A 23,404-nucleotide genomic window follows, 5' to 3' on the forward strand; every position below is an offset into this window, starting at 1 on the left:
GCCGGATCTCCGGGCGCTGTCGGCACCTACCAGGGCGCTGTCGGCACCTACCAGGGCGCTGTCGACGCCAACCAGAGCGCTCTCGACATCCACGGGTACCCAGGCTACCTTCAGTACGCGTACGTAAACGTACGCGTACCGAAACCTAGTCGAGAGGCCTCACCGTCAATGACCCTCACGCCGACGACGACACCCACCCATCACCGCGCCCTGATCGGGACCATCTTCACCCTGCAGTTCCTGGTCGCGCTCGACATGTCGCTGGTCAACATCGCCCTGCCGGCCATGCGCGCCGCCCTCGGGTTCACCGCCTCGGGGCTGCAGTGGGTCGTCAACGCCTACCTGCTGACCTTCGCCGGGTTCATGCTCCTCGGCGGCCGGCTCGGCGATCTCTGGGGCCGCCGGACCGTCATCCTCGCCGGACTCACGGTGTTCGCCGTCGCGAGCATCGTTGGCGGATTCGCCACCAACCCAGCCATTCTCGTGGCTGCCAGAGCGATCCAGGGAGTCGCGGCCGCCCTGCTCGCGCCCGCATCACTGGCGCTCGCCTCGAGCGCCGACTCGGCCGTCCGCAAGACCGCGATGGCATTCTGGGGCGGTGCCGGAGCCGCCGGCGGTGCCGTCGGTGTGGTTCTCAGCGGGTTGCTCACCGACTGGTGGTCGTGGCGCGCAGTGCTTTTCGTCAACGTGCCGATCGTCGTCATCGCACTCCTCGCCGCTCTGCGCGGTGTCGACGCCGGGCATCGGCGCAGCGTCGGGCGTCTCGACGTGCCCGGTGCGGTCCTCGTCACCGCCGGAGTTGCCTGTCTGGTGTTCGCGGTCGCCGCCGCCGGCGACCACGGGTGGTCCTCGGCGCGCGCCCTGATCGGCTTCGCCGCTGCGGCACTACTGCTCGTGGGGTTCGCCATCGTGGAGCGCACCGCCGACCATCCGCTCATGCCGCCTCGGCTTCTCACGACCCGAAGCATCGTGGGCGCGAACATCTTCGGGTTCATGCTCGCCGCCGGTCAGCTCGCCGCCTTCTACTTCGCCTCGCTCTACGTGCAGACCGTGTGGAACGTCGACTCCGACATCGCCGGACTGCTGTTCCTCCCGTTCTGCGGCGGAGTCGTTGTCGGAATTGTCCTTTCGGGAAAGCTGTCGCCGAAGATCGGTGCCCGCAACAGCATCGGTGTCCTGGGCCTCCTCGGCGCCGCCGGACTCGGGTTGTTCGCAGTGATGCCCGACGAGTTCGATTTCTGGCGTGGAATCCTGGCGCCGTCGCTCGTCGCGGCGATCGGCATCGGCGGATCGATGGTCCTCGTCGGCGCGGTGGGCACGAGCGGCGTCGACTCCGCAGAGGTCGGTGTCCCCTCCGGCGTGCTCAACAGTTCGCGGCAACTCGGCGGCACGATCGGGCTGGCGGTGCTCGTGACGATCGCGGCGAGTCAGGCCGTCCCGGCCGACGGCTATCACCTCGGATTCGCCGTCGGGGCCGCCTTCCTGCTCGCCGGCAGCGTCGTCGCCTGGGCGGTCTTGCCGCGGCATGAGGTCGCAAGTACCGCGCCGTGATCCGCATGGCACGATCGAGTGCGTGGCAACCGCAACGCAGTGGATAGCAGGCGCCCGTCCGCGCACCCTCCCCAACGCGATCGCCCCGGTGGTCGCGGGGGTCGGCGCCGCGCTCTACGCCGACGGCGACTCGTCGGCCGATGTCGTCTGGTGGAAGGCCGCGTTGGCGCTCGTCGTCGCGATCGCGCTCATCATCGGCGTGAACTTCGCCAACGACTATTCCGACGGTATCCGGGGCACCGACGACGAGCGGGTCGGCCCCATGCGGCTCGTCGGGTCGGGGGCCGCCCAGCCGTCGGCGGTCAAGGCCGCCGCCTTCGTGTGCTTCGGGATCGGCGCGATCGCGGGACTGGTCCTCGCGGTGACGACGGCCTGGTGGCTGGTCGTCCTCGGCGCGATCTGTATCGCCGGGGCGTGGTTCTACACCGGCGGGTCCAAACCGTACGGCTACTACGGCCTCGGTGAGATCGCCGTGTTCACCTTCTTCGGTCTGGTTGCGGTGCTCGGCACGCAGTACGTCACCTCGGGCCGGGTCGACTGGGTGGGTCTGGTGTGCGCGATCGCGGTGGGCTCGATCTCCACGGCGGTGCTCGTCGTCAACAATCTGCGCGACATCCCCAGCGACACCGAGTCGGGCAAGATCACCCTCGCCGTGCGTCTCGGCGATCGGCGTACCCGTGGCCTCTACGTCGGCCTGCTGGCGGTACCCCTCCTCGCGAGTTGCGTTCTCGCCCTGGCAACCCCGTGGTCACTGATCGGTCTCGCGGTCGCGCCCGTCATCTGGCTCGCCGCCCGCCCGGTTCTGCGAAAAGCGGTGGGCCCGGGTCTCATTCCCTCCCTGGGTGCCACCGGTATCGCGATGCTCGTGTGGTCGATCCTCGCTGCGATCGCGTTGGCCGTCGGCTGAATCAGATATGCCTCAGCGGCATCTCGTGCTGATCGTCCCGACCCGAGGATCTCGGCGTCAGTACGGCTGCAACGAGTATCGGCTTCCGCCGCGCGCGGCGTTGCAGAACAGGGTCCGAGCCCTCGAGTCGCGCGCCATCGCGTCGGTGTTGACGCACGATTGACCGGACGATGCGAGCACGACATTCGGGTTCTGGGGTGTCACACGGCGTTCCGGTGCCCACACATATGTTCCGGTACCACGGACCTGGACACAGAACGCCCGCTTGTTGGTGATCGTGTGGCCCTCTTGCCATTTGAACGAGCTGCAATAGTCACCGAAGCGGACGTCGGGGACCGGGATGAACGGCGGCCACCAGTCCACCGACGCGAACGGTGAGGTTCGGGGAGCGGGCTGCGGCGGCAACTGCGGTGGTGTCTGACGCGGAGCCGACGGGGCCGGCGGTGCTGGTGGCGCCGGCGGCGTGGTCTGCGGACGCGATCCCGATCCGGAGCCGGTCTCGCAGGCGATGCCGTCGTTGTCCCGATCGAGTGCCGAGCGATATCCCGGGTCACCGCGATAGAGCGGCGCGGCGCCGGCAGCGCGCGCTTCGGAACAATTCGAGTAATACGGCGCACTCTGGGCGGGGCCGGCGGCCAGTGCCGACCCTGCGATTCCGGCACCGATGAGACTCGCACCGATGATCATTCGACGGATCCTGCTCATGTTTTCACTCCCGAGAAAGGCGATGTCGTCGTCATTGTGCCGTGCCGTGGCCGGTTTGTCGGCATTGTTCGTGTCCGTCGATCAGGGGAAATCCGGTCGTCGCTTAGCCGTGGTCGGTAGCCACCCCGCCGTCGGTGAGAGCATCTCGCAGCGAACGGATCTCGTCCCGCAGCTCCCGGATCTCGGCGGCGGTCGCCGCGCGTTCGGCGTCGTCCTCCTCGGCGACCCGCTGCACGATCCAGGAGGCGATGGTGGCGGTGATGACGCCGATGAGGCTGATCCCGCCGAGCATCAACAGCACGGCCACGATGCGGCCGGTGATGCTCACCGGCGCGAAATCGCCATAGCCGACGGTCGTGACAGTGACGAACGACCACCACACCGCATCGCCGAACGAGGTGATCGTCGCACCGGCGTGCCCCCGCTCGGCGTCGTAAACCGCAAGGGAGGCAACATAGATCAGCAACACCGAGCTCGCCGCGGTGTAGACGATCACCTTCCCGCGGATGGCGCCGCCGATCGCCTTCTGCAACGCGCCGACCAGAACGACGAGACTTATCAGTCGCAGCGGCCGCAGCATCGGCAGGACGACCACCGCGAGGTCGAACAGGTGCCGGACAAACCAGCGCCCTCGTTCAGGAGCGATCACCAGACGCACCGCGTAGTCCACGGCGAAGGCCACCCACGACACCACCAGCACGACGCGCAACACCGCGATCCAGACGCTGTCGGGGTGCCCGAGGATCTGAAAGGAATACGCAACCAAGAAGATCGTCGCAATGATCGCCAGGGGCCACTGGGCGCGGTGCTCCCATCCGGCGAGCAGGTCGACGCGGTGGTCTCGGGATGTGGTCATCTCGCCTCATTCGTTCTCGGTACGCTCACGGTTCGCGCCGTGTCTGCCGAGAATCATCACCCGAGCACATCGCCGAACGCAGCAATTGGCCGACGCGCGTGCCCCTAGTGCGCGGCCGCCACCTCGGGGGTCGGACCGTCGACGACGGTGCCGTGGGGTGCTGCGGTGTCGCCCGGATCGTCGCCGGGCTGGCCGTCGGGTGGATCGCTGTCGGGTGTAACGGTTTGTGTCGCAGGGGAATTCGTCGCCGGTGACGTCGCCGTCGGCGTCTGTGAGGTCTCACTCGGCGTCGCGGTGGCCGTCGTGCTTGTCGCGCCACCACCGGCATCGCCACCACCGGCATCGCCACCACCACCGCCCGGAGTTTGCGTGGCATCGGTGTCCGGTGTGGTCTCCGGGGCGGGCGCCGCGGGGGCAGCCGACGGCACCACGGGCGCGCTCGACGGCATCGGCACGACCGTTTGCACGACGTCGGGAACCGGCGCCGACGGCGTCGGTAACAGCAGACTGAGCACCTGCTGGGTTCGGACCAGCGCACCTGGGTCGGCGGCCTGGATCGCGGCGCTGGCCGCGTCGAGCAGATCCTGCAGGACGTCGGCCGGCACGAACGCGCTGATTGTCGTGCCCACTTCGTTCCAGACCTCGTACCCGGCGACCTTGCCTCGATATCGGCTGGCCAGCAGCTTCGCGAAGTCGGCGAATTCGGCGGGCGACGACGCCGCCGGTCCGGACGACGGCGTCCACGGGGAGTTCAGCGACGCCACGATCACCACGGTCATCCCACGCGCGCGTGCCCCGTCGACGATGGCATCGAGCCGCGCCCACCCGTCGCCGTCCTGATGGAGGAAACTCAGCGGGGCCCCGACCCTCAGGTCGGTGACGCCGAGGGCCTGCAGATCGTCGAGCGTGGCGTTGAGCTGGGCGTCGGACATGCGATAGATCTGGTCGTCGGTGACGCCCAGTTGGGTCGGTTCCTCGGCCACCGAGGACAGCGCGACCTGCAGGTTGGTGGTGGTCGCCGGTTCGGCACTGGGCAGTGACCACATCGTCGCCCCGACCATCGTCCCGGCGATGCCGACCGCCAACACACCCGCGCCGATCCGGCGCGCAAGAGGTGTGGCGAGCGCGTGCATGACAGGACTTTCTCAGGTTCGATATGGACGTTCCTCAGAATTGTTCCGTAAAAGCGCGCGACACGGAAGTGACAGGGTGTCCTTCGGCCGGGTGAAAAGCGTGTGCCGGGAGATTTCCTCAGGTGGGGGTGGGGAGACCAAACGCCGCGAGTACCGACTTGGCCCACAATTTCTGGCCCGCCGCGTTGGGGGTGACCCCGTCGGACATCAGCGACGCCCGAGCAGCCGGATCGGCGGGAAACGCCGAATACACGTCGATCACCTGAATACCCTGCGCATCCATCGCCGACGCATACCCCGACACCTGATCGCTGTTGTCGGAGTCGCGCGGCGGGTTCTGTTTGACGACGGCGATGCCGGCGTCGGGGAACTTCTTCTGCAACGCCGCGATCAGCGGCTGCACCTTCGTGGCCAACGGCGCGTTCGCGTCCTCGGTGAGCCCGAAGTTCACCAGGATCAGGTCCGGCGTGATCGCCGCACCGCTCGGCGAGGTGGTCAGCGCGGTCAGGTTGTCGACCGCATACTGCACGTTCTTGCCCGCGGCCGAGCCGTTCCAGTATCCGACGGCCCCGTTGGGGCCCGAGCCGAGTCCGACGGGAGCTCCGTATTTGGCCGTCTGGGTGTTCCAGTAGGCGGTCGCCACGGGACGGTCGAGCGATGTGCTGATCGCCTGCCCGAGCTGGGGTGCCCATCCGTTGGGCGAGGCGCCCGTCGAATCACCGAGGAGCAGCAGTGTCTTCGGTTGCTTCTGGTCGGCCTTGGCGGAGTCGATGAACTCGACGGTCGCCGGGGTGCCGGCCGGTTCGGTGGCACTCGGGACCGCCGGGGTACTCGCAGCGTTCGACGCCGGTGCCGTGCGATTCGACGAGATCACCAGGCCGACCACCAACACGATCACGCATACGATCATCACGATCCACGCCCACAACGGTGCAGAGTCGTAAATTCGCTTCACCAGGTTTTTCATCCGCGCATTGACTCCACTCACACCCACAACTCCCGATAAGTGGTCATCACGATAGCGGCCACCGCGGCCGCTCGCGCGTCGCGCATCGGTGCTCCGGCCACATTGTCGTCCGGTCGGACGAATTCGTTCTCAGCAATTCCCCGCCGCCGGACGATTCGCAAAGCGGTCGGCGATCCACTCGCCCAGCAGTGGACCGGGGTCCAGGGAATGGCCGGCGCCCTCGCGCCGGACGCGCCGCACGGAGTCGCCGAGTGTGCAGCCTTTCCGCAACGTCGCCTCCATGCGGTCGACCGGGATGATCTCGTCGACGCTGCCGTACATCGCCAGGATGGGCACGTCAGTGTGGCTGTGGGGCAACGACATCGACTCGAGGACGCCACGCAGATCCGCGGCCGCCGTGGTGCTCGCGGTGAAGACGGAGGTGTCGGCGGCCTGGATTTGCGCGGTCAACGATGACGTGTTCGCCGTACACGACACCAGCGTGGCCTCTCGCTCGGCGGCCACGCCGTGCAGGTAGTCGTCGGGGTCGATCCGCGAATTCGCCTGTGCCACACCCTCGATGAGGATCGGATACAGCCAGCGCTGTGCCGGGGTCAGCTCACCCGATTGGGCACGGTCGACGAGGTAGCCCGCGTCGAGCAGCGGGACCGAGGCCACCGCGCCCAGCATCGAACCGCTGCCCCGGCCGTACCCGGCGAACTGTTCGGCGCTCGCCCACGCCGCCGCGCCGCCCTGCGACGCGCCGACGGCAACCCAGCGCGCACCGATCGTCGGTTCCTTGGACCGGGCTGCGCGGACCGCGTCGATCACGTTGTAGGCCGCGGTCCGCGGTTCGAGGTAGGGATGCGGTGCCGTGGTGGTCCGCAGCCCGAGTCCCTGGTAGTCGGTGGTCGCCACCGCGTAGCCCGAGTCGAGGAATGCCGCAACCGCTTTCAGATCACCGAGCATGTCCGGCCGGTCGGAGGGCCCGCAGTCGCGGGTGACCCCGGTCGTGCCGTGCGCGTAGGCGATCAACGGCCAGCCGCCGGCCGGGCGGGTCCCGCCGGGTACGAACACCGCCCCGGAGACCGTCGTGGTCGTCCCGTCGACACCCGACACCGACCGATAGACGATACGGCTTGCCCGCGTTCCCGACGGAAGACTCGTCGCCCATTCGGCCGGCGCCTCGGTGGTGCTCACGACCTGCCCGCGGACGGCGAGCGCGTCGGCGCTCGGTGCGGGCGAGGAGTACGCGGCCGACGAGACGGTCGTCGCGGTGGGCTTGCACGCTCCGAGCGTCGGAGCGCACAGCACGGCGACGACGCCGAGGATCGCTCGGCGTCGAATCGGGGGAACGGGCCACACCACACGAGAACGGTAGCGCCCGGAGGTGGCCCGGATTGCATTGGTGTTGCCGGTAACCGATTCTGTTGGGCGTGGGACTCACGCTCGGGGGCACAGACATCGACGCCGCGACACTCGATGCCGCCGCGAGCGCGCCCACGCGTCGCCGCGCCGGCACGCCACCCGACCCCGCGCCGGCGCACGTGGTGACCCCGCCCGCCGACAACGAGGTCTATGAGTATCTCGGCCCGCAGATGCGCTGGATTCACCTCGTCATGCTCGTCGCGTTCGGTTTGGCGGCGTGGTCGCTGACCGCGTTCGCCACCGCCCACCCCGTGCTGTGGCCGGCGCTGATCGTCCTCGCCGTCAACGTCGTCGGCACCGTGGCGTCCCTGGTCACCGGACTCGGCACCCGACGTGTGACCTGGCGCACACACCAACGGCTCGCTGCCACATGGGTTCCCGACGTCGGACGGTTCGTCTCGGTCGATGTGTTCCTGCCGACCTGCGGCGAGAGCCTCGACATCCTGCGCAACACCTACACCCACGTCTGTCGACTCGGATGGCCGGGCACTCTCGCGGTCCACGTCCTCGACGACGCCGATCGTCCGCAGGTCGCCGGTCTCGCGGCCGAATTCGGTTTCGGCTACCACGTGCGCGGTGATCGCGGGCATCTCCGCAAGGCGGGCAATCTGCGGCACGCGTTCGACCGCACCGACGGTGACGTCGTGGTCATCTTCGACGCCGACTTCTGTCCGCGCCGAGACTTTCTCGCACATCTGATGCCGTACCTCGACGACCCGGAGGTCGCGGTCGTGCAGAGCCCGCAGAGCTTCGCCACCACCGGACAGATGGGGTGGATCCAACGGACCGCCGGCGCCACCCAGGAGTTCTTCTACCGGTGGGTGCTGCCGTCGCGTGATCGTCTCGACGCCGCCAACTGCGTGGGCACCTCGGCGCTCTATCGACGCTCGGCGCTGCAGCGTATCGGCGGCTTCGCGCCCATCGAACACAGCGAGGACCTGCACACCGGCCGGCACCTGCAACAGGCGGGATTCCGGATTCGCTATGTGCCGGTGGTGCTTTCGCGCGGGCTCTGTCCCACCGATCTCGCCGGCTTCCTGAACCAGCAGTATCGCTGGTGTATGGGATCGCTGTCGCGGATCGCCAATCCCGCTCTGGCGCAGGATCGCCGGCGAATGACGTTCGGTCAGTTGATCGCCCACTGGGCCGGTGTCTTCTACTATCTGACGACGGCGCTGAACGTCTTCTTGTTCTTCGTGCCGGGCATCATCATGCTGGCGGCATTCCCCGAGGACATCCGGCCGGCCCAACTCGTTCCGTTCCTCGCCGGCTTCTGGGTGTATGTGGTGGTGTTCCCGCTGGTGTCGCGGACACACTGGCGTCTGGAGGTGCTGCGCATCCAGATGGCCTACAGTTTCGCGCACGCGGTGGCCATCGTGCACAAGCTCATCGGACGCGAAATCGGTTGGGTACCCACCGGTGCCGTCGGTGTGAGCAACACCCTCGCTCGCACCATCAGTGCGCTCGGCGCGGTGTCGTTGAGCGCCTCACTCGTCGGGTTCTGGGTGTTCGCGATCATCGACGTCGCCGACCGCGGACTGCCGATGTTCTGGATGATGATCGGATTCGCCGGCGTCTACAGCTATCTGGCGGTCCCGCTGCTCGTCGAATTCCTGCGGGTGCTCATCGCGCGTGACCGAAGGACCCTCGCATGACAGGGGAGTGGACGGCTCCGGAAGACGTGGCCGCACCGGAGCCCGGCCCACCGGACCCCGGCGATCACGTATCCGTCCACCCGCATTCCGGCCCTGCGGATCCCGGCCCTGCGAACGATCCCACCACCGGCCGCCTGCCCGTTCCGGACGGCCTGCCGCGGCCGCCGATCACCGAACGCCGTCCGAGCGCACCCAATTGGAACCGGATCACCGCGTGGGAGGTCATCGGTTACACCGTGGCCATCGTCTTCCTCGCCGCCGTGGCGCTCGGGGTCTTCGACATCATGCTGCCGTGGACCGCCTCGTGACCCGACCCCAGACCTCGGCGTTCTTCACCGACATCGCCGGATTGCGGGGCGTGGCGGTACTTCTCGTCGTCGTCTTCCACTCCCGGGTACCCGGCTTCGGCGGGGGCTTCGTCGGCGTCGACGTGTTCTTCGTCATCTCGGGTTTCCTCATCACCGGCCTGCTCATCCGCGAGTTCGAGCGGTCGGGGACCTTGTCGTTCAAGGGGTTCTACGCACGCCGCGCCCGACGGATCATTCCCGCCGCAGCGCTCGTGATCGTGGTGTCGTTGATCGGTGCGGCGCTGACGATGCCGCTGCTTCGGGTGTTCAAACAGTCCATCGATCTGCTTGCCGCGGCCGCGAATCTGGCCAATTGGCACTTCATCGCCCAGAATGCCGACTATCTCGCCGGCGCGATCGACGGCAGCCTGGCGACCCACTTCTGGTCTCTGGCGATCGAGGAGCAACTCTACTTCGTCTGGCCGCTGACGATCTTCGGTGCTGCGGTCCTCATTGCGAGAACCCCACTGCGCAAACATGTCTCGATCCGCTGGTCGATCATGCTGGTGGTCGGGGCGGTCACCGTCGACTCACTCGTCTGGGCCATCCGGCTCACCCCGATCGACCCGGCGACCGCCTACATGGCCACCTACACCCGCGCCTGGCAATTCGGGGTCGGCGGCCTACTCGCCGTGGCCGAGCCGTTGCTGATCGGTGCGGCCCGACGTATCCGGCCCACGAGATGGCTGGCGGCAGCGCTGGGCTGGGCGGGGCTCGCGGGCATCGTCGCCTCGGTGGTGACGATCAGCGCGAGCACCCCGTACCCGGGCACCGCCGCTCTGCTCCCGACCGTGTCGACGGCACTGATCATCGCGTCCGGGCAGGTGATTCCGGCCGACATCGGCACCCGCGCAGGCAACGTGTTCACCCCGGGATTCCTGCTGTCGTTGGCGCCGATCCGGTTCCTCGGACGCGTCTCCTATGCGTGGTATCTGTGGCATTGGCCGGCGTTGGTGTTGTTCGAGACACAGACCGGCATCACGTCGTGGCCGGCGCTGCTGGCCGTCGGCGGGGTGTCACTGGCGATCGCCACCGCCTCGACGTTGTTCTTCGAGGAACCGATCATCGCCAACACCGAACTGCGACGCAATCATTCGGCGTCGCTGTCGGTCGGGCTCACCGGGCTCGTCGTCGGCCTCGCGGTCGCGATGACCGCTGGCGTGATCACCGTGAAGGTGGCCAGTCGCGACACCGTCAGCAACGCCGCGCTGAGCTATCAGTCGGTGTTTGGGCAGGAGAATGCCGCCACATCCGGACCCGTGGTGCCCAATCCGTTCCAGGCCTACGACGATCGACCCGAGCCCAACGACTGTCTCGTGCGTGTCGGTGAGTACGGCCCCGGCCGCGAATGTGCCTTCGGTCCCGGCGACGGTATCCCCGTCGTCCTCTTCGGCGATTCACACGCCGAACAATGGTCGGAAACCGTGCGCGACATCGGCAATGCGCACGGCTGGCGGATCTACCAGTTCACCAAGGCGGCGTGTCCGGCGCAGAACCTCCGGCCCCGACCCGGCCGCCCCGACCCGTTCAACGCCGAGGACCGTGTTCGTTGGCGAGACGATGCCTTGCACCAGATCGCCGCGCTCGCACCGAAGATCATCATCTTCTCGTCACTGTCGACCTACGTTCCCGACTACGACGAATCGGCACGAGCCTGGGACGACACCCTCGCCGCATTGCGCGCCACCGGCGCCCGACTGGTCTACATCGCCGACACCCCGTACCCGAACTTCCAGATCGCCGACTGCATGTCCGGTGCCCTCGACGACTGGGCGCGTTGCGATTTCCGCCTCGACGACGTCACCCGCCACGAACCGATCCTCACCGAACAAGCCCGCGGCCGCGACAAGGACATCATCACCCTGTCGGTCAACAACCTGCTCTGCGAGAACGACACCTGCGTCCCGGCCCGCAACAAGATCCTGCTGTACCGTGACGAATCCCATCTGACCGCCACCGCCGCACACGTTCTCGAACCCGCCCTCACCCGTCAGCTGGACAAACGCCGCTTCGACTACAACGCCCGCTGAGCGGCTCCCGCGGATGAGCAGGCCCCTCACCACCCCGCAACCCCCGCCCGAAACGCCGCCGTACTCGCGGTGGTGGAGTTGAACCGCCAGTCCCGCTCCTTGTCCATCTGAAACCAGACGAAACCCTCGACGCGCGATTGGTTGTCGACGATGGAGAAGAAGTCCCGGATCCACGACGCCTTGTCCTGCGCGGTGAGTCCGTCGGCACATCCGACCTCGGTGAGCAGGATGGGGTGTGTCGCATCGAGCGCCCGTAACGTTTCGAGACTCGGCACGAACAGGTCGGCGGCCGGCTGCCAGTGATGGCCGGGTGCCTCACCCCAGTTGTAGCCGTCCAGACCCAGCACGTCGATCTGGTCGCGGCCGGGATAGCATTCCCGAAAAGGGTTGGTGCCCAGCGTGAGTGCGTTCGGTGCCCACACGAAACGTACGTTGTCGGGATGTCGGTCGGCGATCACCGAGCGCATCCTCGCCCACGCAGCGCGATAGTCGGCGGCGGTGTTGCCGTTCACCCCGACCGCCCACGGGTACCAGGTGCCGTTCATCTCCTGCGCGAACCGCACCAGCACCGGCTTTCCCCACGACGCGAGTTGTGTTCCCCATCGCGCGAATTCGGTGTCGAAGTCACCGGAGGCGATGCGCGACAACGCGAACTCGGGTTGTCCGGTTCCGCCGTCGGGCTTCCATGGCTCCAGTGTCAGCAGGGGGGTGGCGCCGAAGGCGACGACGGCGTCGAGGTCGCCGACAGGCACCGGATCACCGAGCGCACAGAAGCGGTGGACGTACCTCGGTGCCGTGCCCGCGAGATTTGTCAGTTGTTGCAGCGGAGTTCGTGTCGCGCCCTGCGCCGACATCACCGACGGGATGAACGCGCCCCACCGCCGCTCATCCGGCGACACCGACGACGGGGACGGCATCGTCACAGGTCCGGTCGACGCGCACGCGCTCATCGCGCCGGCCGACCCGAGCAGCGCCAGCCGCATCACGTCGCGTCGCGAGAGCGCCGGAAGGGTCACCCGGTCATGCTAAGCCGAACCCGCCGATCCTCACGGCGTGTGCCGGACCGGCGAACCCGCCATGAGGCGGCCGCCGCCTCGATAGACTCCTCCGGTACTGCACCACCTGGCGTCATCGGGAGACACTCATGGCTTCGAGAAGGTCATTTCGCACGCTGGTCGTGCTCTCGTCGATCGTGGCGATCATCATCGCGGCGCTCGGTGCGGCCGGACCGGCCAGAGCCGCCGTCGTCGCCCCCTCCGCCGGATATGGTTTCGCCCAAGGCGGCGCCACCCTGTTCCTCAGTGCCGCCGACCTCAACCGTGAGCTCGACGCCGTCGCGAAGACCGACGCCCGCTGGCTGCGTGTGGGTATCGACTGGTCGAGCATCGAGCCGACGAAGGGCACCTACAACTGGTCCAACCCCGACCAGGTCATCAATGCTGCCCGCGCCCATCACCTGCAGATCCTGTCGCTGGTCACCACCACCCCGACCTGGGCGCGGCGTGCCGCGGCGCCCGGCGCGCTCGGCATGTACGCGCCACCTTCCGACCCGGCGACGCTGGGTGCGTTCATGAAGAAGTTCGTCGAGCGCTATCCCGACATCACCCACCACGAGATCTGGAACGAACCGAATCTCCCTGCCTTCTGGGGTTTTGCCCCGGCCAACCCCTCCGAGTACACCAACGTGCTGAAGGCCGCCTACACCGCGATCAAGCAGGTTCAGCCCGACTCGACGGTCGTCGCCGCCGGGATGAGCCCGCAGGCCGGTGCCGCCGACTTCTACATCAAGATGTATGCGGCCGGTGCCAAGAACTACTTCGACGCCACGGCCATGCACGCCTACGTGTTTCCCGGTGGGATCGGCAAGACCCCCAACGGATGGACCGAAACCCAACAGATCCGGGCGGTCATGGTCGCGCACGGTGACGCCGCGAAGAAGATCTGGCTCACCGAGATGGGTGCCCCGACAATTCCGGAAGGGGCGTGGGCGTCGACGGGCTCCGTCGGTTTCGGCGTCAACGAGATGGTGACCCAGCAACAGCAGGCCACACAGATCGTCGACGTGTTGCGCGCCGCCGCCGACTCCGGCTACTGCGGTCCCGCATTCATCTACTCGGTGCGCGACTGGGGGACCTCGGCCACCAACCGCGAGGACAACTTCGGCGCACTGCTCACCCACGACTGGAAACCCAAGATCACCGCCTCAATCCTCGCCAGATAGCGGTGCTCGCTTGCGCGAACGCACGAGAGCCCAGACCGCGATCCCGACCGCGACGAATGACAACAGATCCGATTCGGTGATGCCGTGCCTGCCGGTGAGGCTGATCAGCGTGGCCCCCTCCAGGGGCTTGTTCCAGTAGAGCCAGGCCGCGCCGACCACCACCAACGCCACCGCCGCCCGCACGGTCGGGCGCAGCAGAGTCCACAGCCCGCAGGCGAAAAGCAGGTTGAGCAGGACGAGGGCGTGGAAAAGATCGGGTGAACGCATCGTGAACAAGTATGTCGATTCACTTCCATGAACGCACCATTCGGCCATCTGACGTGTCGTGACGACCGGCGGTCGTCATGCTTACGGTGTGGAGATGGGCAGGGAACGGAGCACATGAGACGGGTCGTCGTCGCGCTATGTTTCGCGATCATGCTGGCGGCGTCGTCCGGCTGTGCGACACCGACAGAGTCGACGCCGTCCTCACCACGCAAGACGGTCACGGTGTATGCCTCTGCCTCCACAACGCCGAGCAGTTCGGTCCCGGCCACCGCCGCGGCTCCGCCGACACGGACGAGACGGGTACCACCGCTGTGTCCCCGAATCCCGCTCCACCCCAGACGCAGACGCCGACGACGACCGCGGCGCCGACCATCGGCCAGTCATGCATCGGCGCCGACATCGGCCGCACCGCCACCGACCCCAACGGCACAGCGATCGTGTGTGACGACTACCAATGGGTGCCCAACACCGGTCAGACACCTCAACATCCGTGGGCTGACGATCAACGCGAGTGGACCGAGTGCATTCAGACGCACACCACTGATGAGTGCCGCGAAATACTCGGTACCGGTTAGTGCGAATTCTGCTCCCACCCCGTCATTTCTTAGGTGTGCGAACGAGATTCGTTGTCGCCGAGGCAGGGCGCCAGGGTCTGCCAACTGTGGCGCATTCTTGATTATTTCGTCATGGGCATTTCTCGTCGATGCCATTGCTTTCTCGCCGGGCCCGTGTCACTGTCGCTGACAGTCACTGATCAAACGCGAGGAGTGTCATGACCAGTACGCCAGGCGGACCCGACCAGCCCCCGTACCCGGGGGAGGACCCGCAGAATCAGGGCTACACACCTCCTCCGGGTGGATACGAAGCGCCGCAAGGCGGCTCCTATCCGCCACCCGGGCCAGGGGCATACCCGCCGCCGGCCGGTCAGTACCCGCCAGGTGGCGTACCCGGTTACGCGCCGACGCCTGCCCAGCTCGACCTCGGCGCCGCTCTGAGCTACGGCTGGAACAAGTACAAGGCCAACGCGCTCAACTGGATTCTGTTCGCCATCGTCACATTCGTGGTCGTCGGCCTGATCGACAGCGCGGCGCGCGGATTTCACTACGACACGTCGGTGCTCAACGCGCAGGGGATCATCGGGTCGCTCGTGTCCGGCATCCTCAGCGTCCTCGTGCAGGCGGCGTTCACCCGAGGTGCGCTCAACGAACTCGATGGAAACAAGCCGTCCTTCGCGGACTTCTTCACCTGGAACAATCTGGCTCAGGTGTTCATCGCCGCGATTCTCGTCTGGGTCATCACGACCATCGGCTTCATCCTCATCATCATCCCGGGGCTCATTGCCACGTTCTTGCTCTGGTACACCCTGGCTTTCGCGATCGACCGCAATCTGTCGGCGACCGACGCGATCAAGGGCAGTTTCGAACTGACGTCGAAGAACGTCGGCAGTCTGCTGTTGTTGGCCATCGTGGTGATCGTCCTGAACCTCGTCGGCGCCCTCCTGTGCCTCGTCGGGCTCCTGGTGACCGGTCCGGTCACCCTCATCGCCTCGACCTATGCCTACCGCGTGCTGTCCGGCGGGCAGGTGAGCCCGGCGCAGTGACCATTCGCCTGTTTTCAGTCATTTCCCGAGTAGCCTGACGGAAAAACGCCAGGTCGCGGGTCGGGTGCTACATCGCGAATGACTGAAAACAGGCGAGGCATGAGCCGCGGGCCTCGGCGCCTGGCGAGTACGAATACAGCTTCCACCGAATCAGGCTGAAAACCGCGATTTTCGGGGTCTGGGGCCCGCTCCGGTGTCATCTGTATTCGTAGTCGGCGGTTCCTTCCCGATCGTCGAGGTGCGAACGAGCCGCCAGGCGAGAAGTCATGGCGCGCCGGTGCTGGTTTCGGTGCCCGGTCAGTACGCCCCGTCCTTGCGGGCCACCGCCCAGACGGTGCGCCACAGGATGGTGAGATCCTGCATGATGGACCAGTTCTCGACGTAGGAGAGGTCCAGCCGCACCGACTCTTCCCACGACAGGTCCGAGCGCCCCGACACCTGCCACAGTCCGGTGATCCCCGGCTTGACGAGCATTCGCCGCGCAACGCGGCCGTCGTAGCGCTCCACCTCGTCGGGAAGTGGGGGTCGGGGGCCGACCAGGCTCATCGACCCGCCGACCACATTGAACAGCTGCGGGAGTTCGTCGAGACTGTAGCGCCGAATGAACTTGCCGACGCGAGTGACCCGCGGATCATCACGCACCTTGAACAACACACCGGCGCCCTCGTTCAAGGCGGCGATCTGCGGTCGCAAGGTGTCGGCGTCGGTGACCATCGATCGGAACTTCCACATCTGGAACGGCGCGTTGTTCAGTCCGATTCGGGTGGCGCGATAGAAGATCGGCCCACGCGAATCCAGCTTCACGGCAATCGCGATCACCACCATCACGGGCAGCAACATCAGCAGCGCCGACAACGCCCCGAACCGGTCGAGAGCTGCCTTCCGAAAGCGGTTCGCCCCTTCATATCTCGGCTTGTCGATATGGAGCAGGGGAAGTCCGGCAACCGGTCGCACCATCATCCGCGGCCCGGCCACGTCGGTGACGCCGGGCGCGACCAGCATCTCGACGTCACGTCCCTCGAGATCCCACGACAACTCCTGCATCGCCTCGTGTCCGAGAGCTTCCGCGGAGGTCACCGCGACCGCGGTCGCGCCACATTCGTCCACGGCGGCGGCCACGTCGTCGAAGTCACCCCACCGGGGAACCTCGTAGTCGTCCACACGCACCGATGTCCCGACGCCCGGCTGTCCCAGCCGACTGCTGTCCGGGGAGCACACTCCGACGACCGTGTACCCCAACGCGGGATTGCGCATCAGGCGGGCGATGAGTGCTGTCGCCGAGGGGATCTCACCGATCACCAGGAGCCGGTCGAGGTAGGCGCGCGCTGCGTCGGGGTCGGCTTTGCGTGCCGAGACCAGGCGCCGTCGCCACAACCAGCGGGACAGCACCAGGGCGGCCGTCCCGACGGGCAGGGCGACGGCCACATATCCGCGGGCGACGCTGAGGCGAAACAGGAGATCGACGATCGCGAGTGTGCCGAACACCGTCAGGCATGCGGTGACCACCCGGCTGTACTCCTGCGCCCCCGCACCCAGAATCCGACGGTCCAGGGTCTGGAACACTCGCAGCGCCACGACCCACGCCACGATGAGAAGCAATGACACGGCGTCGGCGGTGAGTTTGACCCCGTTGAGTACCGGGCCGCTGCCCCAACCGAATCGGGCTGCCTGGGCTCCGACCACCGTGGCGCAGACGATGAGAACGTCGGAGACGGTGAGCAGTCGCTGGTAACGATGAACCCACGACCGTGAGGTCTCACGCTTGCGCATGCCGAACCGAATCCGACGAGCCACGTCCTCGCGCGAGGACCGGTCGCGTGCCGGCCACTCGAGAGCGGGATCACCAGCCATGACGACCTCCGGAAGTGAGTCATTTCCCGACATGTCGCCACCAGGCGCCTCGGTGCAGGTGGAGTCGTGCGGGAGAAACGGATGCGGCGTCACCCCGCGACGTCCGCCGTACGAGTGAAGATTACGAGGGCAACGTCGTTTCCTCAACCGCTGGGAGACCGGTTGGGAAAAGCCGACAATGAATTCTCGGTAATGCGGCCTCGGTGCCGCCGAATATGATGTTCGATTGCCGATCGGCGAGCCCTGTGAAATGGAAACATGGTCGGACGCCGAACCCGCAATGCGCTCTCTGCACAGGAGAAACCGGCCATACCGGAGAAGCGGGGCGGCCACCGACCGTCCTCGCGCGGGCCATTCGTCGGCGGGCGTCCGAACGTTACGATAATGGCCGCGGAAATCCAGTGAGATAGGTCTCGGCGATATCGGTCTGGTACCACCGTCTCGACGCGCCGAAACACCCCATCGCCGATACACTGTCCGGCGTGCCACACCTCAGAGGATCGTGTCGACCGCGTCATGCGTCGAGAACCCGGAGAATCGCTGCCCCGTTCATGGTCTGTGCCATGGTCCTGGCGATCGTGGCCGGCATGGTCTCCGGAGCACCACGCGCGCAGGCCTCGGTGCTCGCCCCGGCCGCCGGATACGGCTTCGCGCAGGGCAGTTCGCCGCTGACCCAGTCTGCAGCGACCATCAACCGGGAGTTGGACGCGGTGTCGCGGACCGGTGCGGGTTGGCTGAGGGTGATGGTCGATTGGTCCACCATCGAACGCGTTCGAGGACAGTATGACTGGAGCGTCCCCGACCGCGTCATCGGCGCCGCCCGCCGACATCATCTACGGGTGCTCTCCAACGTGCTGACCACCCCGCAGTGGGCACGTGGTTCCGCTCCGCTCGGTATCTATGCCCCGCCCGCCGATCCGGCCGCCCTGGGCAGGTTCATGAAGGCATTCATCGCCCGATACCCCGGCGTCACCGACCATGAGATCTGGAACGAGCCGAACCTGCCGTTGTTCTGGGGTGCACAGGCACCCGATCCCGCGCGGTACACCGCGCTCCTGCGGGCAGCGTATGTGGCCATCAGAGCGGTGCAACCCAATTCGACGGTCGTCGCGGCCGGGCTGAGCCCCGGTGCCGGCGCGTCGGGATTCGTTGCGTCCATGTATGCCGCCGGTGCACAACGCTTCTTCGACGCGCTCGCCATGCACCCGTATGTGTTCCCGGGCGGCATCACCGCCACCCCCAACGGCTGGACCGAGGTCGGCGGAATCCGCGCGGTCATGGTGCGCCACGGCGACGCACGCAAGAAGATCTGGCTCACCGAGATCGGCGCGCCCACCCTGCCCGCCGGGGGCACCGCACCGATCGGATTCGGCGTCACCGACATGGTGACCCAGCGTGCGCAGGCCCGTCAGATCACCGACGTCCTGGCTGCCGCTGCCCGAACCGGTTACTGCGGACCGGCTTTCATCTACTCGGTGCGCGATGCGGGCACCTCTCCGGCCAATCGTGAAGACCACTTCGGTGCCCTGCTGACGGTCGACTGGAAGCCCAAGTATGCCGCGACGGTGCTGCGGCGCTGATATGCCGCGACACGCCGTGCGCGGCACCGCAGCGTGGGCCGTCACCGCACTGACCGCGGCGGCCGTGACGCTGGCCGTGGCGTCGTGTGGCGCACCGACCAGGGCCGACAATGCCTCCGACACAGCGATATCCACGATCGCGGTCGGGACGCCGACGACCTGCAACCCGCTCCACGGCGATCCCGCAGGACATGTGGTCGTCGCCGACGGTGTCACGTGCGACGAAGCCAATCGAGTGATGGACGAGGTTTTTGCGGCCGCACTTCGCGGCGACGGTGATCATCGACACAAGTCGGGGTCATGGCTGTGTTTCAGCGGCCCGATCCACGGCACCGCGAATCAGCGGACGATGACCTCGGCACTGTGCACCAACAACGAACCGTCGGCGATCGTCACCGTCACCTCCGCGCGCTGACCTGGTCTCGCCGACTACGACGCACTCGTCGCCATGGGCACGGTCGCCGAACCCCCTGCGGAGGAAGTCGTTTCGCTTGTGGCCGAGGACTTGTCGTCGACCGAGGGAACTGCGCCGGCAGCAGGGGTCGAGGTTGCGCTCGCTGCCGACGAGGTAGCCGGTGCCGCGCTGTCCGGCACCGAGGTCTCGGGAGCGGTCGTCTCGGGAACAGTGGTCACCGGAGCAGCTGCCTCAGTCGTCGTTGCCGACGAAGAACTCGATGCGGTCGGCGCCGCCGACGTCGTGGGCGACTCAGCCGTCGTGGTGGGCACAGAACTCTTCGATGTCGTCGAGGTCGCCGGCGCAGCAGCAGGCGGCACCGCAGCAGATGTCGCAGCAGCCGACGTCGTCGCAGTGGACCCGGCCGCGGTGCTCAGCGCGGCGGCCGTGGCCACCGTCTGGGTCGTGGTCGTCGCGGAGACGCCGAACATCGATTGCAGTGCACTGGCCAGGTCCTGCCAGAGCTGCTGGATCGCGGCGAGCTGCGACTGCGCGAGCTGGGTGACCCATTGTTGCAGCGCGGTCGCCAGTGCTTGACCGAGATCGTGAGTGGCCGAGTCGCTTCCGGAGTACTGGGCGATCAGATCGGCGAGGACCTGGGCGGCGGGTTTGGGGGTCCAGTCGGTCTCGTACAAACCGAAGTTGTCCTCGACGTTCGACGAGCCGGTATCCGTGTCACGCGTGGTGTAGATGTAGATCGGTCCCGCACCGGTCTGGTTCTGCCAGGCCTCGATGAAGTCCTGGATGAACGCCGCCTGCTGCGCTTGGGTGTAGCTCCCGGTGGTCGGCTCGCCGTACTCGGTGATCCAGATCTTCTTCGCCGCATCCCCGTACTGGGCCATCAGTGCCTGGATGGCGCTCACCTGGCTGGCCGGGGAGTCCGCGTGATCGTTCTCGCTGTACTCCTCGGAGAACTGGTACGGGTGAAACGACAACGCGTCGAAGTAGCCCGCGGCCCCGGCCGCATACATCTCCTGGACGAATGTCACGGGATCGAGGGCGGCGCCCGTCGTGGTCGTCGCTCCGAGGACTCCCGCGATCACGAGGGCGTTCGGGTCGGCGGCTTTGATCGCGGTGTAGGCGTCTTTGAGGAATGCGGTATACGACGTCGGGTCGGTCGGGTTGTAGAACAGTGCGGCATTCGGTTCGTTCCAGATCTCGTAGCCGCTGATCTCATTCTTGTACCGAGTGGCCACAGCGCTGGCGAAATCGGCGTACTCGTCGGGATCGAAATGACCATTGATGATATTTCCGGCCCACGCCGGCGTTCCGGTCAGGGTGGCGACGATGCTGATTCCGCGCGATTGTGCCGCCGATACGAGCGCATCGAGTTGCGTCCAGTCGTAGGTACCTTCCCTGGCCTCCACGCTCATCCACGGGATCGCCACCCGGACACTGGTCACCCCGAGTGACGCGATGTGGTCAAGCGTGGTGTCCAGCGTGGCCGAGTCGAGGCCGTACAGCGAGGAATCGGCGATCCCGATGGTCGTCGAACTCTGATCGATCACGGCCACCAGGCGAATCGGCACTGGCGAAGCCTGACTGATCACCGACGCGACGGGCGGGATGGTGAGGAAGGGCGCGCTCGACACCGTCCCGAATCCGAGAATCGCGGTGGCGCACAATGCGGCGACCCGTGTGGACGACATGACTGGACTACGATTCCGCATGGACTGTCCTCAAATGAATGGACCGTACGTGGACTGCCGGTCCGCCTCTGATGTCAATTGATATCAAATGGCGTGAGAATGCGCCACACGGAATGCTGTGAATTGGCGCGCGCTATCGAGCGCCGCCCATTTCCGTTGTTTTTCGTGAACAGAGAATGAATGCCGGTGTGAAGGACCCGGCGAGGTTCAGTGAGCCGTCGAAGCGGTGGGCACCGACGCGGAGTCGGTACCGGGCGCGAGGATCGGGTCAGCGGACGGTACCGAGGGCGCCGTCGATGTCTGCCTCGCCGTGCTCGATACGGCCGAACCCGAGGACGCCACATCCGGACCGGCGTCGCCGGACGGACTGCTCCCCGTGGTTGTTGTCCCCGCAGAACTCACCGCCGCACTGGTCTGCACGGTGGTCGTGGCCGTGGTACTCGCGATCGCCGTGGTACTCACGATCGCTGCGGTACCGGCGGTCGACGTCCGGGGGGCCGTGCTCGATGTCGTCGGTGAATTCGCCGTCGCGAGAGCGGACTCCACCGCCGCCGCGTCGGCCCCGGCGTTCGCCGACCACTGCGTCCAGCTGTGCACGCCGACGGTGTAGGAGAAGTCGACGGGCAATCCGTAGAGGACGGCCTGGGCGTTGAGGGCCAGCGTCGAGGCGAGCGACCCGAGTTCGATCGCCATGCCACTGACGAAGGCCACGGGGTTGCCGGTGATGGCCATGATCAGAAAGTCCTGCGGCAGCGGCACTCCGATACCGGTGGTGATGAGAATGCGTTGACCCGAGGCCGTGATCTCGCCGATTCGGGCGGAGACGTCGTGCGCCGACCACGTGCTCGTCGGGCCGAGCGGATCACCCCACATCGCGGTGTTGCCGTTGGCGATGCCGGTGACGTAACTCTGGATGGCCGGGATCACGAACCACCCGATGGGATTATTGGTTTGGTAGAAACCGGAAAGTGACTGCGCGACAGTGAAGATCTCGGGGTGATCGAGTGCGATGGTGAGTGCGGGCCCACCCGACATCGACAGGCCGACGATCGCGTTCCCGCCGGGCTCGACGGAGAAGTTGTTGGCGAGGTAGGCGGGTAACTCGGTCGACAGGAAGGTTTCCCACTCGGCCGACGCCCCCGGGGTGCCGCCCGCCCCGGCCGGTGTGGCCTGCCAGTCGGTCATCCACGTCCCGGCCCCACCCGCGGGCATCACCAGGTTGTACGAGTTGCTGTAGGCGGCCAGGGCGCCGCTGTCGGCGTCGGCCCAGGTTCGGGGGCGCTGATGCCGTCGAGCAGGTAGACGGCGTGCTCGGCGGACCCGGCCGCCAGCGCCGAGGGCCGGATCTGCACCAGGACGATCCGGTTCATCGCTGCCGAGTACACCGCACACGTCTGCACGGCGGCGGCCTCGTCGGCCACGCTCGCCCAGGTGCAGTTGGGGCGCAGCTGATCCGAGCTGACCGCCGCGGCGGGCGGTGCGGCCACGAACGCCGCGGCACCGCACACCGCGACGGCGGTCGCGGCCTGGACCGCTCGGCGGGACACGCTGGAAATGCGTCGTCGCATGACTGATCCCCTTGCTCGTGATCTCACTGCTCGTGATCTCGCTGCTCGTGATCTCACCGATCGCACCCGACGACCGCGGCCTTCGCCAGACCCGCGTACTGATACGCGAAGTTGGCGCCCCAATACAGGACCGACGACGGATAGTCGCGGGGCACCGCCCGCATCACCACCCCGCCGGCACCGCATTGGTCAAAGATCATCCGGGCACGCACGAGGTGGAAGCGCCAGCTGATGACGATCATCGACTGCCACCGGTGTTCGCGCGCCATCCTGGTCGCGAACATCGCCTCACCGACCGTGGTGCCCGGCTCCGGGACGAAGCAGATCACCTGCACCGCAGCGGTACTCGCGGCACACGCGCGATCCATCACCGGGTCGGGAACCTTCCCCTCGAAGCGGTTGTACGGGTCCGAGAGCAGCACCACCGGCGCGTAGCCGCGTCGGGCGAGGTCGATCCCGTACTGTTCCCGCCCGTCGTGTTCGCCGCCGAGGACCACGATGGCGTCCGCGCGGCGCAGGGTGTCCTCGTGGGACCGGTAGAACAGGAAATACCCGACGACCCAGAACGCCGAACCGAGCAGGAGCGCGGTCACCACACCGACGATCAACGCCCGACGCAGGGTGCGATGCCGCCGTAGGTACGCGCGCATCCGGCC

The 23,404-nt window shown here is 66.9% G+C and carries 21 protein-coding genes; 9 read left to right on the forward strand and 12 right to left on the reverse strand.

What is annotated here, in order from left to right:
• The first annotated feature begins 168 nt into the window (after positions 1–168).
• Positions 169–1,551 carry an MFS transporter gene (locus tag P3L18_RS20225; RefSeq protein WP_276115037.1) on the forward strand — a complete coding sequence of 461 codons (1,383 nt, stop codon included), beginning with the start codon at positions 169–171 and terminating at the stop codon, positions 1,549–1,551.
• 22 nt (positions 1,552–1,573) lie between these two features.
• Positions 1,574–2,458: a 1,4-dihydroxy-2-naphthoate polyprenyltransferase gene (locus P3L18_RS20230; RefSeq protein ID WP_079931838.1), complete on the forward strand. Its 885-nt coding sequence runs from the start codon at positions 1,574–1,576 to the stop codon at positions 2,456–2,458.
• Positions 2,459–2,515: 57 nt separating this feature from the next.
• Here P3L18_RS20230 and P3L18_RS20235 read toward each other — a convergent pair whose 3' ends face one another.
• The 5 genes from P3L18_RS20235 to P3L18_RS20255 form a co-directional block, all read right to left on the reverse strand.
• The gene (locus P3L18_RS20235; protein ID WP_276115038.1) at positions 2,516–3,163 is read right to left on the reverse strand and encodes an excalibur calcium-binding domain-containing protein; all 648 of its coding nucleotides are present in this window, start codon (positions 3,161–3,163) and stop codon (positions 2,516–2,518) included.
• A gap of 103 nt (positions 3,164–3,266) precedes the next feature.
• Positions 3,267–4,019, reverse strand: coding sequence for a potassium channel family protein (locus P3L18_RS20240; RefSeq protein WP_079931834.1), 753 nt, complete (start codon positions 4,017–4,019; stop codon positions 3,267–3,269).
• Between the two features lie 104 nt (positions 4,020–4,123).
• Positions 4,124–5,152, reverse strand: a complete 1,029-nt coding sequence (locus tag P3L18_RS20245) for a cellulase family glycosylhydrolase (protein ID WP_276115039.1) — start codon at positions 5,150–5,152, stop codon at positions 4,124–4,126.
• Positions 5,153–5,270: 118 nt separating this feature from the next.
• Positions 5,271–6,119, reverse strand: coding sequence for an SGNH/GDSL hydrolase family protein (locus tag P3L18_RS20250; RefSeq protein WP_079931836.1), 849 nt, complete (start codon positions 6,117–6,119; stop codon positions 5,271–5,273).
• Between the two features lie 129 nt (positions 6,120–6,248).
• Positions 6,249–7,466 (reverse strand): lipase family protein, encoded by a 1,218-nt coding sequence (locus tag P3L18_RS20255; protein ID WP_276115040.1) that lies wholly within the window; start codon positions 7,464–7,466, stop codon positions 6,249–6,251.
• Between the two features lie 62 nt (positions 7,467–7,528).
• Between P3L18_RS20255 and P3L18_RS20260 the strand changes: the two genes are divergently transcribed.
• From P3L18_RS20260 to P3L18_RS20270, 3 genes are read left to right on the forward strand one after another with little or no spacing between them, the layout of a single operon-like run.
• Positions 7,529–9,181, forward strand: a complete 1,653-nt coding sequence (locus P3L18_RS20260) for a cellulose synthase catalytic subunit (protein ID WP_276115041.1) — start codon at positions 7,529–7,531, stop codon at positions 9,179–9,181.
• Positions 9,178–9,489: a hypothetical protein gene (locus tag P3L18_RS20265; protein ID WP_276115042.1), complete on the forward strand. Its 312-nt coding sequence runs from the start codon at positions 9,178–9,180 to the stop codon at positions 9,487–9,489. The genes P3L18_RS20260 and P3L18_RS20265 overlap by 4 nt, the downstream gene beginning before the upstream one ends.
• The gene (locus tag P3L18_RS20270) at positions 9,486–11,558 is read left to right on the forward strand and encodes an acyltransferase family protein (RefSeq protein WP_276115043.1); all 2,073 of its coding nucleotides are present in this window, start codon (positions 9,486–9,488) and stop codon (positions 11,556–11,558) included. The genes P3L18_RS20265 and P3L18_RS20270 overlap by 4 nt, the downstream gene beginning before the upstream one ends.
• A 26-nt stretch (positions 11,559–11,584) precedes the next feature.
• Here P3L18_RS20270 and P3L18_RS20275 read toward each other — a convergent pair whose 3' ends face one another.
• Entirely contained in the window at positions 11,585–12,574 is a 990-nt protein-coding gene (locus P3L18_RS20275; RefSeq protein WP_276115044.1) for a glycosyl hydrolase, read from the reverse strand.
• Positions 12,575–12,702: 128 nt separating this feature from the next.
• Here P3L18_RS20275 and P3L18_RS20280 point away from each other — a divergent pair, with 128 nt between their 5' ends.
• Positions 12,703–13,779 (forward strand): hypothetical protein, encoded by a 1,077-nt coding sequence (locus tag P3L18_RS20280; protein ID WP_276115045.1) that lies wholly within the window; start codon positions 12,703–12,705, stop codon positions 13,777–13,779.
• On the opposite strand, the gene P3L18_RS20285 is transcribed toward P3L18_RS20280, so the two are convergent.
• Positions 13,762–14,046, reverse strand: a complete 285-nt coding sequence (locus tag P3L18_RS20285) for a hypothetical protein (RefSeq protein WP_026920320.1) — start codon at positions 14,044–14,046, stop codon at positions 13,762–13,764. The genes P3L18_RS20280 and P3L18_RS20285 overlap by 18 nt on opposite strands.
• A gap of 772 nt (positions 14,047–14,818) precedes the next feature.
• On the opposite strand from P3L18_RS20285, the gene P3L18_RS20290 reads away from it, so the two are divergent.
• Entirely contained in the window at positions 14,819–15,646 is an 828-nt protein-coding gene (locus tag P3L18_RS20290) for a hypothetical protein (protein WP_276115046.1), read from the forward strand.
• Positions 15,647–15,943: 297 nt separating this feature from the next.
• On the opposite strand, the gene P3L18_RS20295 is transcribed toward P3L18_RS20290, so the two are convergent.
• The gene (locus tag P3L18_RS20295) at positions 15,944–17,497 is read right to left on the reverse strand and encodes a sugar transferase (RefSeq protein WP_276115047.1); all 1,554 of its coding nucleotides are present in this window, start codon (positions 17,495–17,497) and stop codon (positions 15,944–15,946) included.
• A 563-nt stretch (positions 17,498–18,060) separates the two neighbouring features.
• On the opposite strand from P3L18_RS20295, the gene P3L18_RS20300 reads away from it, so the two are divergent.
• Together P3L18_RS20300 and P3L18_RS20305 are read left to right on the forward strand one after the other, a co-directional pair.
• Positions 18,061–19,077: a hypothetical protein gene (locus P3L18_RS20300; RefSeq protein ID WP_276115048.1), complete on the forward strand. Its 1,017-nt coding sequence runs from the start codon at positions 18,061–18,063 to the stop codon at positions 19,075–19,077.
• 1 nt (position 19,078) lies between these two features.
• A complete protein-coding gene (locus P3L18_RS20305; protein WP_276115049.1) occupies positions 19,079–19,492 on the forward strand; it encodes a hypothetical protein in 414 nt (137 codons plus the stop codon).
• 14 nt (positions 19,493–19,506) lie between these two features.
• Here the strand turns inward: P3L18_RS20305 and P3L18_RS20310 are convergent, their stop codons facing one another.
• The 4 genes from P3L18_RS20310 to P3L18_RS20325 form a co-directional block, all read right to left on the reverse strand.
• On the reverse strand, positions 19,507–21,180 hold the full coding sequence (locus P3L18_RS20310; RefSeq protein WP_276115050.1) for a cellulase family glycosylhydrolase: 1,674 nt from the start codon (positions 21,178–21,180) through the stop codon (positions 19,507–19,509).
• 207 nt (positions 21,181–21,387) lie between these two features.
• A complete protein-coding gene (locus tag P3L18_RS20315) occupies positions 21,388–22,392 on the reverse strand; it encodes an alpha/beta hydrolase-fold protein (RefSeq protein WP_276115051.1) in 1,005 nt (334 codons plus the stop codon).
• Positions 22,392–22,748 carry a hypothetical protein gene (locus tag P3L18_RS20320; RefSeq protein ID WP_276115052.1) on the reverse strand — a complete coding sequence of 119 codons (357 nt, stop codon included), beginning with the start codon at positions 22,746–22,748 and terminating at the stop codon, positions 22,392–22,394. Before P3L18_RS20320 ends, P3L18_RS20315 begins: the two co-directional genes overlap by 1 nt.
• A 53-nt stretch (positions 22,749–22,801) precedes the next feature.
• Complete coding sequence (locus P3L18_RS20325) at positions 22,802–23,398, reverse strand: YdcF family protein (protein WP_276115053.1); 597 nt, start codon at positions 23,396–23,398, stop codon at positions 22,802–22,804.
• Positions 23,399–23,404 lie beyond the last annotated feature (6 nt).

Origin of the sequence: Gordonia sp. N1V (genome assembly GCF_029269935.1) — a bacterium.
Lineage (GTDB): Bacteria > Actinomycetota > Actinomycetes > Mycobacteriales > Mycobacteriaceae > Gordonia > Gordonia polyisoprenivorans.

Coding starts and splice junctions, on each gene's coding strand:
- P3L18_RS20225 (WP_276115037.1), top strand. CDS start 169: ATGACCCTCACGCCGACGACGACACCCACCCATCACCGCGCCCTGATC.
- P3L18_RS20235 (WP_276115038.1), bottom strand. CDS start 3,163: ATGAGCAGGATCCGTCGAATGATCATCGGTGCGAGTCTCATCGGTGCC.
- P3L18_RS20240 (WP_079931834.1), bottom strand. CDS start 4,019: ATGACCACATCCCGAGACCACCGCGTCGACCTGCTCGCCGGATGGGAG.
- P3L18_RS20245 (WP_276115039.1), bottom strand. CDS start 5,152: ATGCACGCGCTCGCCACACCTCTTGCGCGCCGGATCGGCGCGGGTGTG.
- P3L18_RS20250 (WP_079931836.1), bottom strand. CDS start 6,119: ATGAAAAACCTGGTGAAGCGAATTTACGACTCTGCACCGTTGTGGGCG.
- P3L18_RS20265 (WP_276115042.1), top strand. CDS start 9,178: ATGACAGGGGAGTGGACGGCTCCGGAAGACGTGGCCGCACCGGAGCCC.
- P3L18_RS20280 (WP_276115045.1), top strand. CDS start 12,703: ATGGCTTCGAGAAGGTCATTTCGCACGCTGGTCGTGCTCTCGTCGATC.
- P3L18_RS20285 (WP_026920320.1), bottom strand. CDS start 14,046: ATGCGTTCACCCGATCTTTTCCACGCCCTCGTCCTGCTCAACCTGCTT.
- P3L18_RS20290 (WP_276115046.1), top strand. CDS start 14,819: ATGACCAGTACGCCAGGCGGACCCGACCAGCCCCCGTACCCGGGGGAG.
- P3L18_RS20295 (WP_276115047.1), bottom strand. CDS start 17,497: ATGGCTGGTGATCCCGCTCTCGAGTGGCCGGCACGCGACCGGTCCTCG.
- P3L18_RS20300 (WP_276115048.1), top strand. CDS start 18,061: ATGGTCCTGGCGATCGTGGCCGGCATGGTCTCCGGAGCACCACGCGCG.
- P3L18_RS20305 (WP_276115049.1), top strand. CDS start 19,079: ATGCCGCGACACGCCGTGCGCGGCACCGCAGCGTGGGCCGTCACCGCA.
- P3L18_RS20310 (WP_276115050.1), bottom strand. CDS start 21,180: ATGTCGTCCACACGGGTCGCCGCATTGTGCGCCACCGCGATTCTCGGA.
- P3L18_RS20315 (WP_276115051.1), bottom strand. CDS start 22,392: ATGCCCGCGGGTGGGGCCGGGACGTGGATGACCGACTGGCAGGCCACA.
- P3L18_RS20320 (WP_276115052.1), bottom strand. CDS start 22,748: ATGCGACGACGCATTTCCAGCGTGTCCCGCCGAGCGGTCCAGGCCGCG.
- P3L18_RS20325 (WP_276115053.1), bottom strand. CDS start 23,398: ATGCGCGCGTACCTACGGCGGCATCGCACCCTGCGTCGGGCGTTGATC.